This window comes from Acidiferrobacter thiooxydans (assembly GCF_003333315.1).
In the GTDB taxonomy this organism is placed as follows: domain Bacteria; phylum Pseudomonadota; class Gammaproteobacteria; order Acidiferrobacterales; family Acidiferrobacteraceae; genus Acidiferrobacter; species Acidiferrobacter thiooxydans.
In genome coordinates this window covers 1,367,552-1,381,934 of sequence record NZ_PSYR01000001.1, presented here as the reverse complement: position 1 = coordinate 1,381,934, position 14,383 = coordinate 1,367,552, and the positions used below count along the sequence as shown (strand labels likewise).

13 protein-coding genes are annotated in these 14,383 nt (G+C 59.7%); 7 read left to right on the top strand and 6 right to left on the bottom strand.

Features of this window, described 5'->3' with window-relative positions; translation table 11 throughout:
* Positions 1-27: 27 nt before the first annotated feature.
* Both ppsA and C4900_RS06885 read right to left on the bottom strand, forming a co-directional pair.
* Positions 28-2,472: a phosphoenolpyruvate synthase gene (gene ppsA / locus C4900_RS06890; RefSeq protein WP_114282746.1), complete on the bottom strand. Its 2,445-nt coding sequence runs from the start codon at positions 2,470-2,472 to the stop codon at positions 28-30.
* A 35-nt stretch (positions 2,473-2,507) separates the two neighbouring features.
* Positions 2,508-3,896, bottom strand: coding sequence for a dihydrolipoyl dehydrogenase (locus C4900_RS06885; RefSeq protein WP_114282744.1), 1,389 nt, complete (start codon positions 3,894-3,896; stop codon positions 2,508-2,510).
* 941 nt (positions 3,897-4,837) lie between these two features.
* On the opposite strand from C4900_RS06885, the gene C4900_RS06880 reads away from it, so the two are divergent.
* The 6 genes from C4900_RS06880 (at position 4,838) to C4900_RS06855 (ending at position 11,217) form a co-directional block, all read left to right on the top strand.
* A complete protein-coding gene (locus C4900_RS06880; RefSeq protein WP_114282742.1) occupies positions 4,838-7,192 on the top strand; it encodes a glycoside hydrolase family 15 protein in 2,355 nt (784 codons plus the stop codon).
* Entirely contained in the window at positions 7,189-7,974 is a 786-nt protein-coding gene (locus tag C4900_RS06875; RefSeq protein ID WP_065968968.1) for a glucose 1-dehydrogenase, read from the top strand. Before C4900_RS06880 ends, C4900_RS06875 begins: the two co-directional genes overlap by 4 nt.
* A 402-nt stretch (positions 7,975-8,376) precedes the next feature.
* Positions 8,377-8,796: a hypothetical protein gene (locus C4900_RS15810; protein ID WP_147267148.1), complete on the top strand. Its 420-nt coding sequence runs from the start codon at positions 8,377-8,379 to the stop codon at positions 8,794-8,796.
* Positions 8,789-10,030 (top strand): NAD(P)/FAD-dependent oxidoreductase, encoded by a 1,242-nt coding sequence (locus tag C4900_RS06865; protein ID WP_065968970.1) that lies wholly within the window; start codon positions 8,789-8,791, stop codon positions 10,028-10,030. The genes C4900_RS15810 and C4900_RS06865 overlap by 8 nt, the downstream gene beginning before the upstream one ends.
* Before the next feature lie 756 nt (positions 10,031-10,786).
* Positions 10,787-11,023 carry a hypothetical protein gene (locus C4900_RS06860; protein ID WP_065968971.1) on the top strand — a complete coding sequence of 79 codons (237 nt, stop codon included), beginning with the start codon at positions 10,787-10,789 and terminating at the stop codon, positions 11,021-11,023.
* Positions 11,020-11,217, top strand: a complete 198-nt coding sequence (locus tag C4900_RS06855) for a DUF2283 domain-containing protein (RefSeq protein WP_065968972.1) — start codon at positions 11,020-11,022, stop codon at positions 11,215-11,217. The genes C4900_RS06860 and C4900_RS06855 overlap by 4 nt, the downstream gene beginning before the upstream one ends.
* 658 nt (positions 11,218-11,875) lie before the next feature.
* Here C4900_RS06855 and C4900_RS06850 read toward each other — a convergent pair.
* The 4 genes from C4900_RS06850 to C4900_RS06840 all read right to left on the bottom strand — a co-directional run bounded on the left by C4900_RS06850 (position 11,876) and on the right by C4900_RS06840 (position 13,804).
* On the bottom strand, positions 11,876-12,610 hold the full coding sequence (locus C4900_RS06850; RefSeq protein WP_065968973.1) for a hypothetical protein: 735 nt from the start codon (positions 12,608-12,610) through the stop codon (positions 11,876-11,878).
* Positions 12,588-12,896: a hypothetical protein gene (locus C4900_RS06845; RefSeq protein ID WP_211306805.1), complete on the bottom strand. Its 309-nt coding sequence runs from the start codon at positions 12,894-12,896 to the stop codon at positions 12,588-12,590. Before C4900_RS06845 ends, C4900_RS06850 begins: the two co-directional genes overlap by 23 nt.
* 10 nt (positions 12,897-12,906) lie before the next feature.
* Positions 12,907-13,113, bottom strand: a complete 207-nt coding sequence (locus C4900_RS15805) for a hypothetical protein (RefSeq protein ID WP_147267147.1) — start codon at positions 13,111-13,113, stop codon at positions 12,907-12,909.
* A 229-nt stretch (positions 13,114-13,342) separates the two neighbouring features.
* Positions 13,343-13,804: an Rrf2 family transcriptional regulator gene (locus tag C4900_RS06840; protein ID WP_065969487.1), complete on the bottom strand. Its 462-nt coding sequence runs from the start codon at positions 13,802-13,804 to the stop codon at positions 13,343-13,345.
* Positions 13,805-14,011: 207 nt separating this feature from the next.
* Between C4900_RS06840 and C4900_RS06835 the strand changes: the two genes are divergently transcribed.
* Complete coding sequence (locus C4900_RS06835) at positions 14,012-14,380, top strand: group I truncated hemoglobin (protein ID WP_065969488.1); 369 nt, start codon at positions 14,012-14,014, stop codon at positions 14,378-14,380.
* Positions 14,381-14,383 lie beyond the last annotated feature (3 nt).

Below are 14,383 nucleotides of genomic sequence, written 5' to 3'. Positions count from 1 at the left end.
GCCCCATTGGGGTTTGCATATATTTTTCTAATGTTTCTTGTCGCGCGCCACGGATAGCGAAGACAGGCGCTTTTCTACCTCAAGCACATGGCGCGTGGTCGCAAGAACCGTGTCCGGGTTGAGGCTGATGGATTCAATCCCGATCTCCACGAGATACTGAGCCATTTCTGGATAGTCCGACGGTGCCTGCCCGCATAAGCCGGAGTGAATACCATTGCGGCGACACCCCTCTACCGCAAGCCGAATCATGGCCTTGACCCCTTCGTCGCGTTCATCGTAATCAAATGCCACGATCTCAGAATCCCTATCTACGCCCAAGACGAGCTGTGTCAGGTCGTTGGAGCCGATAGAAAAGCCGTCGAAACGCTTGGCGAACTCGTCTATAAGAACGATGTTATTGGGGATCTCGCACATAGCGTATATCTGGAGTCCGTTGTGACCGCGGATAAGACCCTGCTCGGCCATTTTCGCGATCACCTGATCCGCCTCGCCCACACGCCGTACGAAGGGCAGCATGAGAATGACGTTCGTCAATCCCATGGTCCCTCTTACTCGTTGCATGGCGGCACACTCCAGGCTAAACCCCTCCGCGTAGGCGGGGTGGGCGTAGCGCGAGGCGCCACGGAAACCCAGCATGGGGTTGCTCTCGACAGGCTCAAAGTCTTTTCCCCCCATCAACGCGGCATATTCATTCGTCTTAAAATCCGACATTCGGACAATGACAGGTTTGGGATAGAATGCGCCCGCTATCATACCCACCCCCTCGGAGAGACGTTCCACAAAATAGGCCGCGCCATCCGGATAGCCCTGGGTGATTCGCGCGATCTCTGCGCGGACATGGGCATCAGCGACCCGTTCCGGGTGCAGCAGCGCCATGGGGTGCACTTTGATGTGCCCGCTTATGATAAACTCCATTCGCGCCAAACCCACGCCATCGTTGGGGATGAGGCTTGTCCCAAACGCGATCTCGGGATTGCCCAGGTTGATCATGATCTTTGTTTTCGGGCGCGGTAGCGACGCAAGATCGGTGCGCTCAATGTCGAATGGGATACTGCCACGGTAGATCCGGCCAATATCCCCCTCGGCACAGGACACAGTCACTATGTCCCCGTCGCGCAATACATCGGTGGCGTCATCAGCGCCGATCACCGCGGGGATGCCAAGCTCCCGGGCAATTATGGCGGCATGGCAGGTGCGCCCACCGCGGTTCGTTACAATACCCGCCGCGATTTTCATCACGGGCTCCCAATCGGGGGTAGTCGTATCGGCCACCAAGACCTCCCCGGGGCGGAACCGGGACAGGTGCTCCACGTCCTTGATCACACGCACGGTGCCGCTGGCGACCCTGGCACCGACGGCCCGTCCGGTTGCGGCAACCTCTCCCCTTCCCTTTAGGTGGTAGACCTCCAGTCTGTTCTCGCGACGTTGCGATGCTACGGTCTCAGGGCGCGCCTGGACCACATACAATTGCCCGTCCAATCCGTCCTTGGCCCATTCCATGTCCATCGGTTTTCCGTACCCGGCTTTTGTGCTGTAATGCTTTTCGATCTTAATGGCGTAATCCGTGAGGATGAACACCTCGGCATCGCTCAGGCAATAATGGGCACGCTCTTCGGGAGAAGTCGGCACATTCCGGGTCAATTCACGCGTGCCGCCGGTTGCATAGATCATCTTGATTTTTTTGCCGCCTAGCGTACGGCGTAACACGGCGCGGTACCCTTGCACGTAAGTCGGCTTATGTACGTAGAACTCATCCGGATCGACAGACCCTTGTACGACATTCTCGCCAAGGCCATAGGATGCGGTGATAAAGACGACATCCGGAAATCCCGTTTCGGTATCGAGAGAAAACATGACGCCGGATGCCGCAAGGTCCGAGCGCACCATTTTCATAACACCGATAGAAAGGGCCACCTTAAAATGGTCAAATCCCTGATCGATGCGATAATGGATGGCCCGATCCGTAAAAAGACTCGCAAAGCAGCGCCGGCACGCGTCCAGTAACACCTCCTCACCCTGCACATTGAGATAGGTATCCTGCTGGCCGGCAAAACTTGCCGTAGGAAGATCCTCGGCGGTCGCGGAACTGCGCACGGCAAGACTCACGTCCTCCCCGTATTTGGCCTTCAGTCGTCCATATGCGGCGCGGATCTCCGTCACCAAATCAGGCGGCAGTCCGGCCCCATAAACGAGATTGCGCGCTTGCTTGGCGCGGCGGCTCAGATCGATGATATCGCCGGAATTGATGCCATTGAGAGCGGCCCGCAGCGGCTCCCAGGCCTGCGCCTGATCGAGCATGGCGCGATAGGCGTCGGCGGTCACTGCAAACCCGTAGGGTACCTTGATGCCTTCGGCATCCAATTTGCTGTACATCTCCCCCAAAGACGCATTCTTGCCACCAACGGACGCCACATCATTTATGCCGATTTCGTCGAAAAACTTGATGTACTTATACGGTTTCCCCTCTGCCATAGCACTCCCCTCCACCTGATTGTGGGCGCATGCGCCTAAAGCAGACTGCGGGCCGCATGACCGATACCCTCGGACGTCATGGGATGCTGATCCGCGAATGCCGCCAGCTGTTGTGCCGTCAAGCCGTTTGCGCACGCCAAGCCGATTTCACCGATGAGATTGCCGGCATCTATTCCCACGACCCAACCTCCTATCAGGCGCAAGGACCTAGGCTCGAAGAATAACCGCAGACCACCGCCTGTCTCGCCAAAAATCTGGGCCCGCGAATCCTCCAAAAATTCATACCCGGCCTCTACGACCGCCACGCCCCTCTGGGCCGCGGCGGTCCGGGTCATGCCGACATAGGCTGCGGCCGGCAAGGTAAATACCGTGGTCGGGACATTCGTAAAATCCATAGTATCGGCCGCCACATCCCCGGCCATGATATTATGAGCGGCGACCAGAGACTCGCGGACGGCGGCATGAAACAGCGGCACTCGTCCATTAACATCGCCACACGCATAGATATGAGGATGCGATGTCTGTAGCGCACCGTTTACCGCAATACCGGTGTGACCGGCCTCAATATCGAGTGCGGCGAGCCCCTCAGGTAGGACCGGCCTGCGTCCGGCCGCGATCAGCACCTGATCGCTCAACTCTTTGCCACTGAAGTCACCTTGACGATAATGCACCGTCATGCCATGTACCCCCTGCTCTATGCGGTCGACATCGATCTCGAACATCACGCGAATACGGGGATCTAGCAAAGGCACGAGCATTGCCACCATATCCGGGTCCATGCCAGATAGCAGCTGACGACCCCGCTGCAATACCGTTACGTGAACGCCCAATGCGGCATAAAACGATGCGGTCTCTACACCAATATAGCCGCCTCCTATCACCGTGAGCGTCTGCGGCAGGACCTTCACCGTCGGGTTCAAGCGATACAAATCACTACTGGTCAGACACAGTTCCGCCCCGGGGATCGACGGCACAAAGACATCCGCGCCGCTTGCTACGATAATGTGACGGACGGTATAGCGGCGGTCCCCCGCATCCGTCTCAACCGTCACGGTATGAGGGTCTTGCAGGCTCGCCCGTCCTTTGATGAGCTCGATATTTCTCGATCGCGCCAGCTCTTCCCCGTGCTGGAGGTAACGGGACCTTTGTACATTGTCCTTATGGGCGATAATTTTTCTGTAATCTATCGTAGGCTCGCCACCCATCCCATAAGACTCGAAGCGGCGATGGCGCGTAACGTGGCGCGCCATTTCGCGCACCGCCTTGGACGGCACACAACCTTCCGCCAGACAATTCCCGCTCATGACCCCTTTGGGGTCCACCATGACCACACGCTGCGCCCTTTTCGCCAACCAAAAGGCGGCCGGGTAGGCCCCGCCCCCCGCGCCAATCGTTAAAACGTCGATCGTCTCCGGTTTTTTCATAAGCACTCCTATTTTCTAAGAGTATAATCATAACGGTGTCCTACTGTTGATCTTGCGCATTTGGCCTATGATCATAATGCCGTATACTGCGAAGCGTTGATTCTTGTTGAGTGCTCTCAACAGGCAACGGCCCGGTAGGGCCGTAGCATCATTTGCGGATCGCGACGCCGATCCCAAGCGTAGTTATGGGTGGTTAGGATGGCATCGATTTGAAGTCAATCTGGCTTTAGGGGCTAACTCTGACGTTTTATTGATGTAAATCCCATGTACTATCCTAGGATATGATGGAATCCATATTGCGCCACCCACAATGGGACGGTAAGGGCCATTCGAAAGAAGTACCGTCGGGCCCGTGCCAAATGTCGCAGGACGGCACCAGTTCTCTTGTGGATTTTTGGTGGCTTCGGTGTGAATACAATCCCTGCGTATAGTAGGTGGGTGCGCGCCGTGCAGCGATCGCGATCGGCCCCGCGCCGCTTACCGACCCATGGCAGGACTTGGGCCACTCACGGTCGTGTCGATCCGCCGGACCGCTGTGGGGGTCCGGCACCGACGCCGCGGGCCGTGGCACATGCCGACGATGCGCACACCGAGCGGACCGGGGTGTGCACCTCGGGGATCGTGGCGACCCAGGGGGCCGACACTCCTGAAACGCTCCTTTACGGATAAGCCCTCAGGCGAAACGGACATCCCGGCGCGCGCACCGAAAGCCGGCCCGCACGTGATTGTACAGACGAGGATCCGGCGCGCCGCGGGTCATGCCAGGCGTACGCGACGCCGCCGCCTTACCGAACATAGCCCGCCAGAGAGTATCGATCTCCAGACAAAAGCGCATAATGAGACAATTGGGAGTGATCATTCGTCCCATTGCACTTTTGAGGCCGCTTGCGGTCTACTCCTAACAAGATAAGGAACAAAACACGATCCCGGGAGGAACCCTCATGTCATGCAAGGCACCATCTGCCACATGGCGACATCCCGTCTGGTCGACCGCACGCAAAGACTGTGTCGGCACGGCGCTAGGCACATCCAAGGTCTGGTTCACGGTGGGATACGGCATTATCACCGAGGTTTTTTATCCCAGCATCGATATCCCTCAGATCCGTGACCTCGGCTTTATTATCGCCGACGATCAAGGCTTCTGGCAGGAACTGAAGGCCCTCCCGGAGCCTCATATCGACCTCCACGACCCGCGCGTGCCTCTGCCCACCATAACCCATCACCACCCCCGCTTCGAAATGACATTTCGCGTCTGTCCCGATCCCCAACGCGATGTCCTGCTGATCGATTTCACGCTCCGCGGTGACAGCGCTATGCGCCCCTATGTCCTGTGTGCCGCCCGTCTCGGCGAGGATGCGCAACGTAACCATGCATGGGTCGACACATGGGCCGGGCGTCCCGTGCTATGGGCGGAACAGGGACCGTTTGGTCTAACCCTGACTTGCCGAACAGCCAGCGGCGATGCGGCTCTGGTCCGCAGCTCAGTGGGTGAGGTAGGGGCTAGTGATCTCTGGCAGGATTTTCATCAGCATGGACGCATGTCCTGGCAGTATGATGAAGCGGGACCCGGTGAAGTCGCCCTGGCTGCGGAACTCCCCCGCTCCGGGACACTGGCACTTGGCCTTGGCAGCAGCAAGGAGGCGGCCGCCACCAACGCCTGGTCATCGCTTGCCCAGGGATTCGGCCCGTGTCTCAATCTCTATACGGCACATTGGCAGGCCTGGCACGACGCCCATCCCCTGTCTGCGCAACTCGCCCGCCATCTGCCGGCCGCCATCGAGACCCTCTATCTCCGTTCGGCCAATGTCCTGAAGATTCACGAAGACCGCACCTTCCCAGGGGCCCTGGTGGCCAGTCTGTCGATCCCCTGGGGCGAGGCAAATGATAGCCTGGGCGGCTATCACCTCGTATGGTCACGCGACCTAGTAGAGAGCGCCGGGGCCCTGCTTGCTATGGGCGCTCATATCGAGGCCCGTCAGGTCCTCACCTACCTCATCAGCACCCAACAGGCCGACGGTCACTGGTTTCAAAACCAATGGCTCAACGGAAAACCCTTTTGGCAGGGGGTGCAACTCGATGAGGCCGGCTTTCCGGTACTGTTGGCCGCCGCCCTTGACGCCCAGCACGCCCTGAACGATGTCCCCATCCACGGTATGGTTTTTCGGGCGCTGCGCTTTATCGTTCGCGAAGGTCCTGTCACCACCCAGGATCGGTGGGAAGAAGACAGCGGCGTCAACGCCTTTACTCTGGCGGTCGCGATCGCCGCGCTCGTGGAAGGCGCTCCCTACCTCGACGATAAGGCGCGCACGCTCGCACTGATGGTCGCCGATCACTGGAATAGGCATATCGAGGCCTGGACCTACGCCCAGGGAAGCGAGCTTGCCCACCAGTTCGGGGTCACCGGCCACTATATCCGCATGACCCCCGCCGACATACTGCGCGACAGCCACGCCGAACAGGAGACGGTACCGATCAAGAACCGGTCAGACAACCCGCAACTGGCCGCCGATAAGCAGATCTCCAATGATTTTTTGCAGCTCGTCCGCTACGGCTTGCGCCGCGCAGACGATCCACGGATAGCGGAGTCGGTCGTCGTCATGGATGGTCTGCTAAAGAGCGATACCCCAAGCGGCCCGGTCTGGCATCGCTACAATGACGATGGTTATGGCGAACATGTCGACGGCTCTCCTTTCGATGGCAGCGGCATCGGACGGGGCTGGCCGCTTTTGGCGGGGGAACGCGGCCACTATGCGATCTGCGCAGGCGAAGATCCGTTGCCCTACCTGCAGGCAATGAGCCGCATGGCCGGGGTCGGCGGCCTCTTGCCCGAGCAGATATGGGATAGCCCAGCCATCCCTGAACGTGGGCTATTTCCCGGCAAGCCGAGCGGGTCGGCGATGCCTTTGGTTTGGGCCCACGCCGAATTCATCAAGCTCTGCCACAGCCGCATACTCGGATATCCGGTCGACCGCCCGGTTCACACGTTCGCGCGTTACCATGGCCTGCGGCCGCATCTCGATTTTCGTCTATGGACCCTAAAGGAACGCCCACGCGATATGAAAGCCAATGAGGAGCTGCGCGTCATGCTGCCGGCACCATTTATCGTACACTTCGGTCACAACGGCTGGCAGGACCTGACCGACATCCCCTCCGAAAATTACGGTCTTGCCCATCTGGCAATTCTGCCCACGCGAACGATGACGGCCGGCACCGTCATAGATTTCACGATTCACTGGGTAGACGGCGCTTGGCTCGGCGAGGACATTCACATCGATATCACAGGAGGTAGCGCATGATTACGGTAGATCTTTCCGGGCGACGGGCGCTCGTGACAGGGGCAAGCGGGGGCCTGGGACGGGCGATGGCGGTAACGCTGGCCCAGGCGGGCGCTCAGATAGCCGTTCATTATCGCAAGGGACAAGCGGAAGCCGAGACGGTGGTGAAGACCATAACCGGCCAAGGCGGCAAGGCTCAGGCCTTCGCCGCTGACCTCTCCGATCCCGCCGCCGTCAATACCCTCATGCAGCAAGCCAGCGCGGCACTGGGAGGGATTGACATCCTTGTCAATAACGCGGGCCTCGACGGTCAAAGGGCACCAGTCGGCGAAGACGATCCCGCGCATTGGCAGAAGGTTCTGGCCGTCGATCTGCTCGGACCCTATTACTGCGCGCGAACCGTCCTTCCTCATATGATCAAGGCCGGGCGCGGTGTCATCATCAATATCACATCGGTCCACGAATTCATTCCCTGGGAAGGCTATAGCGCTTACACGAGCGCCAAGGCCGGCTTGTCGATGTTCACCAAAACCCTGGCTCAGGAAACTGCCGACAAGGCGATCCGCGTGGTGGCGGTCGCACCGGGCGCCATCCAGACGCCGATCAATGAGGACGTCTGGAATGATCCAAATTCGCTCAAGGATCTCGATGACAAAATTTCCATGGGGCGCCTCGGTACCCCCACCGAGATCGCCTCAGTGGTGGCCTTCCTGGCAAGCGATCTGGCAAGTTACATCACCGGCACCACCATCGCCGTCGACGGGGGCATGCTGATCTATCCAGAATTTCGACATGGCGGGTAGCTCATAGGGACCCCCGTTCTGGTTAGCGCTTCAGGCGCCGGTGGCACTCTCGCGCGGCCGCCGGCTTGTTCGGCGCTGTCGACCCTGGCCAGCGTGCCGAATCCCGAGCGGGTGCGCGCATGGGCCCACCGACGCCCAGAGACGATATCCGGCAAGCGTCGCGATCACGCCGGCGACGCCGGGCGTGAACCGCCCAGACGACCGCCCACAGCGATCATGGGCCATCGCGCGAGCGCTAACGCCGGGTTTTACGAAGGCGCCATCCTGCGCCGCCGGATGACCGATTTTGGGGTGTGCCGTCAGGCCGAGGACATGAACGTCGCCCATCCCCGTCTGACCAGGATAGCCAATGCCCTGCACATGGCCGACTCTCTATGCATAACCGGGAATGGAGGAAACGTTGTGGGCCGCGCCGCAGTTGCCATTTACAGCGCGGGATTCCGACAAGGATCGGCGTTTGTGCTGATTCCGGCGCGCGGCGACCTCCTCTACCGTGCACCATACCTTCCGAATAATCGCCCCCATGGTCTTCCGCCCTTCCCTGAGATCCTGGGCACGATCATGGCGGCCCTGGCCGCAGGGGCGCTCTTGTCGCGCCTTCAGACCGCCGGGCTGTTCCGCCCAGGTACCATGGTCGACACCGCGGTCATGACCATGCTTATCGCGGCCTTTTTTGCGCACGGCGCCCGGGCAATCCTCCTGCTGCTGATTGAAACCCTGATGCCGGGGATTCGTTTTGGTCTTAGCAATGCCATGGCCCATATTATGGTGCTCGCTTGGCCCAACCGCCGGACGCCGACGCGGAACACCCGTCATGGCTAAACAGGTACTGATTCTCGGAGGGGGGTTTGCCGGGCTCGCGGCGGCACGGGCACTGCAAGGCGCCCCCTGCACCGTGACCCTCGTTGACCACAATAATTACCACCTGTTTCAACCACTCCTCTATCAGGTCGCCACCGGCGAACTGCCGGCAGAAGCAATCGCCACGCCGCTGCGGCCATTGCTGGCACCGACCGGCGCACACTTTCGGCTGGACCGTGTCCTTGCCATCGATCTCGCCGCTCGTACGGTCCGGCTCGCCGAAAACGCCACCCTCTCTTATGATTACTTGATAGTGGCCTTGGGCAGCGTCACGAATTTCTTTGGTCATGCCGATCTCGCCCTGCATGCCTTCGACCTGAAGGGAGTGGAGGTCGCCGAACAGGCGCGCTCGCGTATTCTTTATGCCTTTGAGCGGGCCACGAGCTGCACAACCTCCGCCGAACGCTCGGCTTGGCTTACGTTTGTGGTCGCAGGCGGAGGGGCCACTGGAGTGGAGTTCGCGACGGCCCTACTGGAGCTCATACGGATCCTGATGCGCCGACGTTATCCCGAACTCCAAAAGACCCCACCGCGCGTTGTGCTGATTCAAGGGGGATCAGCGCTGCTACCCGGTTTTGCGCCGTCCCTGCAGGCCGCCGCCGCCGCCAAGATCCGCGCGCTGCACGGCGAGATCCTGTTCGATACGCATGTTACTGCCTATGATGGCCAGGTGGTACAAAGCCATTCGGGCGCACCCTTACCGGCCCGCACCCTGGTGTGGACGGCGGGCGTACGCGCCCATCCCCTAACCGCCACCCTGCCAGGAGCGGATCCTCACAGCGGCCGGGTCATCACAGACGCCCATCTCCGGGTGCGCGATCACCCCGAGGTCTTCGTGGTCGGTGATGGTCTCGCCCCGTGCCACCAACATCCGTGGCCGCAAGTGGCACCGTTTGCTATCGAAAGCGGGCGGTACGCGGCGACCGTCATTCGTGCCGGGCTCCTGCAGCACCCTCCGCCGCCTCCTTTTATCTACCGAGATCAGGGCAGCATGGTCGTGTTGGGCCGCTACGACGCTGTCTGCCAAATCGACCGCTGGCACATACGCTGGCGAGGACCCGGTGCCTGGCTCTTATGGATCGGTCTGCATCTTTATCGCATCATGGGTATGCGCAACCGCGTCCTGACCCTTATTGACTGGGCATCCGACTACGGAAGCCACGGCAACGCCATAGAAATCATCCGCAAGAGATAGCCCTGACAGCTGCCGACTCGTCCCCCGAACGTCCGGGCTCTTTCCGCCATTTCTCTCCTGTTTCCATAACCCTTGTGAGTCAAGGTGCGAGCGTCAGAACCCACCCCTAGATCAAGGCTATCCCTGCGGTGGCATTCGCGGCCACCTTGGCCGATCAAGGAGACGACCCGCTCCGGGACCCATTGGCCGGTGGCCCCCGCCTGTTGCCTCAGGGCCTCCCGTGTCGAGGTTGCGTTCGACATGAATGCTAGGCAGAGAAGAAACCCGCGCGCACAATCATGGCCGTCCTTACGCTCGCAAGCACCCACCTTCTTGCCTCTGATAGCCCGCTTTCGAGACCTTCAAGCAGCGCCATGCGGTTCAACTGCGTGTCCATGATTCCAGGGAAGGATCACGCCGCACCCCCTACGCCGGGCGACCGGCGCCCTTATTACCTGGGCCACCCACACCGCTATACCACGGCCTATGGTGGCCTTCGAAGTCTTATATGGCCTGCGGCATCGTGTGGGCCATGCCTCCATGGCCTGCCATGCCGTCCGCCTATAGGAAGCATACGCCGATTCGATATCCCTGCCCCTGCGCGCGCCTACGGGGTCTCCGGTATCGAAACCCTTGCATAATCGCGCCATGGGGCAGCCGGCTACTTGAGATGGGCCTTAGTCCCATGGAGGCGGATTCGATCACAGGACACGAGACTCTGCAGGCACAGACGCGCTATACTGGCCACAAAGAAAAAGATTTGGTGAGGGAGTCGGCATGAAAACCACCAGATACTTTGAGGCTATACGTGAACGCCCTGATCGCATCGCCATTGAAGTCGAATGGATAGAGACCGTCATACGCTACCCCTTAAAAGAGACCATACAGCAAGACGGGCGTATTCGCCGATGGGGCCTGATTCCGGCGGCGGGTAACCAATATTTGCGGGTGGTCTTGTTACTTGCCGGGGGCGCGGTTCACAACGCCTTCTTCGACCGGAGATTCACGCCATGAAGATCCAATACTTCCAGGACACCGACACGCTTTACATTGAACTGCGTTCTGCGGATATCGCAGAAACGCAAGATCTTGATGAAAACACCATACTCGATCTTGATACGCAAGGACAAATCTGCGGCATCACCATTGAGCACGCCAGTGACCGCGCGGATATCCCCCAGTTTTCCTTTGAACAGGTTGCATCCTAAACGCCCATCGTACTTTCAGACGCGCCACACACGCATTGCCGGCGCAGAGAGTGGCGCCCGCACCGTGTAGGTAGCAGGCGCCGTGGATGAAGATGTATCGATACGAATAAAACCATATGAAAAAGCCCCCCGTGTCACGCCCCGACCTAATCGAGGATGTGGACCACGAGCTATTTGCAGCGGCATGACGACTGTGTGTGTGGCGCATTCCGAGCTGGGCCTTTTTGCGAGCGGGCGGCGCCCCGTCCTTTGCACGCGTAGATGATCGATCCGTATTGGCCCTTCCTACTCGAGACCCTGGACGCAGACCCGACCCTGAGGGCGAGCTCGCACTTATGATGGCTGTCGGGCGTCATTGGATTGAGCCGTTTTCAAAGGACGGGCGCCGCCCACCTATCGCAATACACCGAAACACGAGGCGATCATCGCCGCGAAGCGGGATAAACGGAATGCGGGTGCGCAGGCCTGCACAGGGGCCAGAAAAACCCTCATTGCCTGCGTACTCGCACCACACCTATCGCGCCAACCTGAGGGTGCGTTATCTGCATTCGCCAAGGCTGCTAAACCGCCCTCGACGGCGCGCGGGTAAGGTGGCAGCAATGGCCGGGATGGGCCGCTTAGATGTAGGCCGCCTTGATCGATGTTCGTGCGCCTATAGTCATAGCTTGGATCCGCAATCATCTTGTTTCTGTGTCTTTTTTTGATCTGTCTCGAGTCCCGTGATGGAGTCGAAGATCTGCGTGGCACAATCACGACACACGGCCTTAACTGCGCTCCAGTTGTGCCAGCGAGGATCTAGATGCTTGTATTCGCTGAGATGGACGCCTTCCAAGTCGTAAGGTAGCGGATTGGCTAACTGAATCTGAAGTTGCTGCAACGCCGATTCATCGTTCGGTTGTGGGTAAAGGCGGTCAAAGGGGCGCAGACTCTCTACCATCTGGTCGCTGCCCATGTGATTCGCCAAGGCAACAAAATCCAGATAGTCGCGCGTGGCGTTGCGCTTCAGGATCAATACACCCTTGATGCGCAGGATCTCGCCCTGAGTGGGAACCGTAATCTTCTGGCCAAGGAGCTCGACCTGGGCAGTTTCCAGTGGTTGGCCGCGAATTAGCTGTCGGATCCCCGTCTCAATGCCATCCAGACTGCCCAGGATCTGTAGCGGACGTTGAATGCGTGTAGTTTTCCAACCGGCCACGGCCTCCAGATCCGCCAGTACCTGATCAAATCGCTCTCGTAGGTCAACCAGCACATGGTCCGCATCGGTCGAAAACCGGTGCTTGGCGTACACCGCCGATGCGGTCCCGCCTACCAGAACGGCGTCCGGCAGGATGCGTTGGAGACGAGCGGCCGCGGAGAGGACCTCTTCCCAATTAGGCAGCGTGTTGTTCGACATAGTGCTTCCAGAAATGATAGCGCTGGGCATACGGATCGTGAACGTGCGCCTGACACACACGAAACACCTTCTCCCGCACCGTCCGGTCACGGAGTACCGCGGATCGCAGGTCGGCCCAGTCGTATACCTTGCCGCGCCCGATCACATCATCAATGGCGGCGAGAGTAAGAGTCTGGTGATTCAGGTGACGGTGGAGCATGGTGGTCCCTAAGAATGCGGTATTTTCCGTAAGCGAATGATACGCTACGAGAAAACGGAGCGCATAATTTTTTGCGCTTTCGGGCAAGCTGTGCCTGCTACGATCCGTCGCGCGTCCGGCCCCAGCCGCCGAGCGCGCATTTCGAGACAGCCGCGCGAGTCCTGGGGTGGCCCCACACCGCCCGGTCACCTTCCGTGTCGTGAATCTTGGCGATCACGAAGTAGCCGATGACAAAGCATGTGCCGCGCGCAACGATCTCTCGCGTAAAGCCGGCGTAGAACGCGCACCAATCGCCCGGTTCCAACGCCTGGTCCCCGCAGAGGCGTTGACCTTGCTGCCGTCCCTTGAGGAAACACTCTCCCCTCCCCCGGGAAAAGCCCCCGCCCGCCGTTTCCGGCCACCCGCCCCATCGACTGGCTTCGCCTCACGCAATAAGTGCGCGAGACGCGACTTTGACGGAATCGTGCCCCCTACCCTGCGCGCGGCATGCCCCGCCGTTTGCGCACCAGCGGGCGGTGCATGCCTGGATTCGCTCAAGCGCCCGCGGTGCTGAGCCGGATACGATCGAGAAGCGACGCGAATCCCCGATCCCGACCGGCGATCGCATCCGCCAGGGTGTAGGCATCGAGCTCGCGCAGGAACTGTGCCTGGGCGGCGGCCAGCATGCCTTTCAAATGACAGATCGGCGTCAGGCGACACCGATTGGCCTGCACGTCAAAACATTCGACGATGTCGAAGTGCGCCTCTGTCTTGCGTATCACCTCACCGATGCCGATCTGCGCGGCGCTACGCGCAAGCTTGAGACCACCCCCCTTGCCGCGCGCGGTCGTCACGAAACCGAGTTGCCCCAGCCGGTGCACGATCTTTACGAGATGATTGCGCGATATGCCGTAAAAGGCGGCAATTTCGCTGATCGTGGCCGCACCGTCGCGCTCCTTCATGCTCAAATACATCAATATCCGCAAGGCATAGTCACTGTAGCGGGTCAACTGCATGAGATCTCCTCAAAAGCCCCGATCATGATGAGTGCGGGGTACAGGCGCGTCAAATCCCCGTCGAATGATATTTGACAATACGAAGCCCCCTGTCTTAGTGTAGGGGCATACCTGCCGACTGATTCGTGAGGCTCAAGGCCTCCGGCAGGTTGTCCCGTTAAAGATGTATATTGTATACATCTTTGCATACGATAACCGAGGAGCGACATGAGTCAGGCATTGTTTCAGAAGATCGGTGGTGAACAGGCGGTCAACGTGGCTGTGGATATCTTCTACCGCAAGGTCCTGGCCGACGACCGCGTGAATGGATTCTTCGACGACGTGGACATGGAAAGACAGGCCGCCAAGCAAAAGGCCTTCCTCACCATGGCCTTTGGCGGACCCAACCATTACACAGGGGCCGACATGCGTCGCGGGCATGCCCATCTGGTGGCGCGCGGCCTGAACGACACGCACTTTGACATCATCGTAGACCATCTGTCGGCCACGTTGCGCGAACTGAACGTGCCACAAGACAGCATCGACGAGGTCGCAGCGATCTGCGAGGGCACGCGCGCGGACATCCTCGGCCGCTAACCC

Excerpts from the sequence above, each read along its gene's own strand:
- C4900_RS06860 (WP_065968971.1), top strand. The coding sequence starts at position 10,787 with ATGAAAACCACCAGATACTTTGAGGCTATACGTGAACGCCCTGATCGC.
- C4900_RS06855 (WP_065968972.1), top strand. The coding sequence starts at position 11,020 with ATGAAGATCCAATACTTCCAGGACACCGACACGCTTTACATTGAACTG.
- C4900_RS06840 (WP_065969487.1), bottom strand. The coding sequence starts at position 13,804 with ATGCAGTTGACCCGCTACAGTGACTATGCCTTGCGGATATTGATGTAT.
- C4900_RS06835 (WP_065969488.1), top strand. The coding sequence starts at position 14,012 with ATGAGTCAGGCATTGTTTCAGAAGATCGGTGGTGAACAGGCGGTCAAC.
- C4900_RS06875 (WP_065968968.1), top strand. The coding sequence starts at position 7,189 with ATGATTACGGTAGATCTTTCCGGGCGACGGGCGCTCGTGACAGGGGCA.
- C4900_RS06865 (WP_065968970.1), top strand. The coding sequence starts at position 8,789 with ATGGCTAAACAGGTACTGATTCTCGGAGGGGGGTTTGCCGGGCTCGCG.
- C4900_RS06885 (WP_114282744.1), bottom strand. The coding sequence starts at position 3,896 with ATGAAAAAACCGGAGACGATCGACGTTTTAACGATTGGCGCGGGGGGC.
- C4900_RS06880 (WP_114282742.1), top strand. The coding sequence starts at position 4,838 with ATGTCATGCAAGGCACCATCTGCCACATGGCGACATCCCGTCTGGTCG.
- ppsA (WP_114282746.1), bottom strand. The coding sequence starts at position 2,472 with ATGGCAGAGGGGAAACCGTATAAGTACATCAAGTTTTTCGACGAAATC.
- C4900_RS06850 (WP_065968973.1), bottom strand. The coding sequence starts at position 12,610 with ATGTCGAACAACACGCTGCCTAATTGGGAAGAGGTCCTCTCCGCGGCC.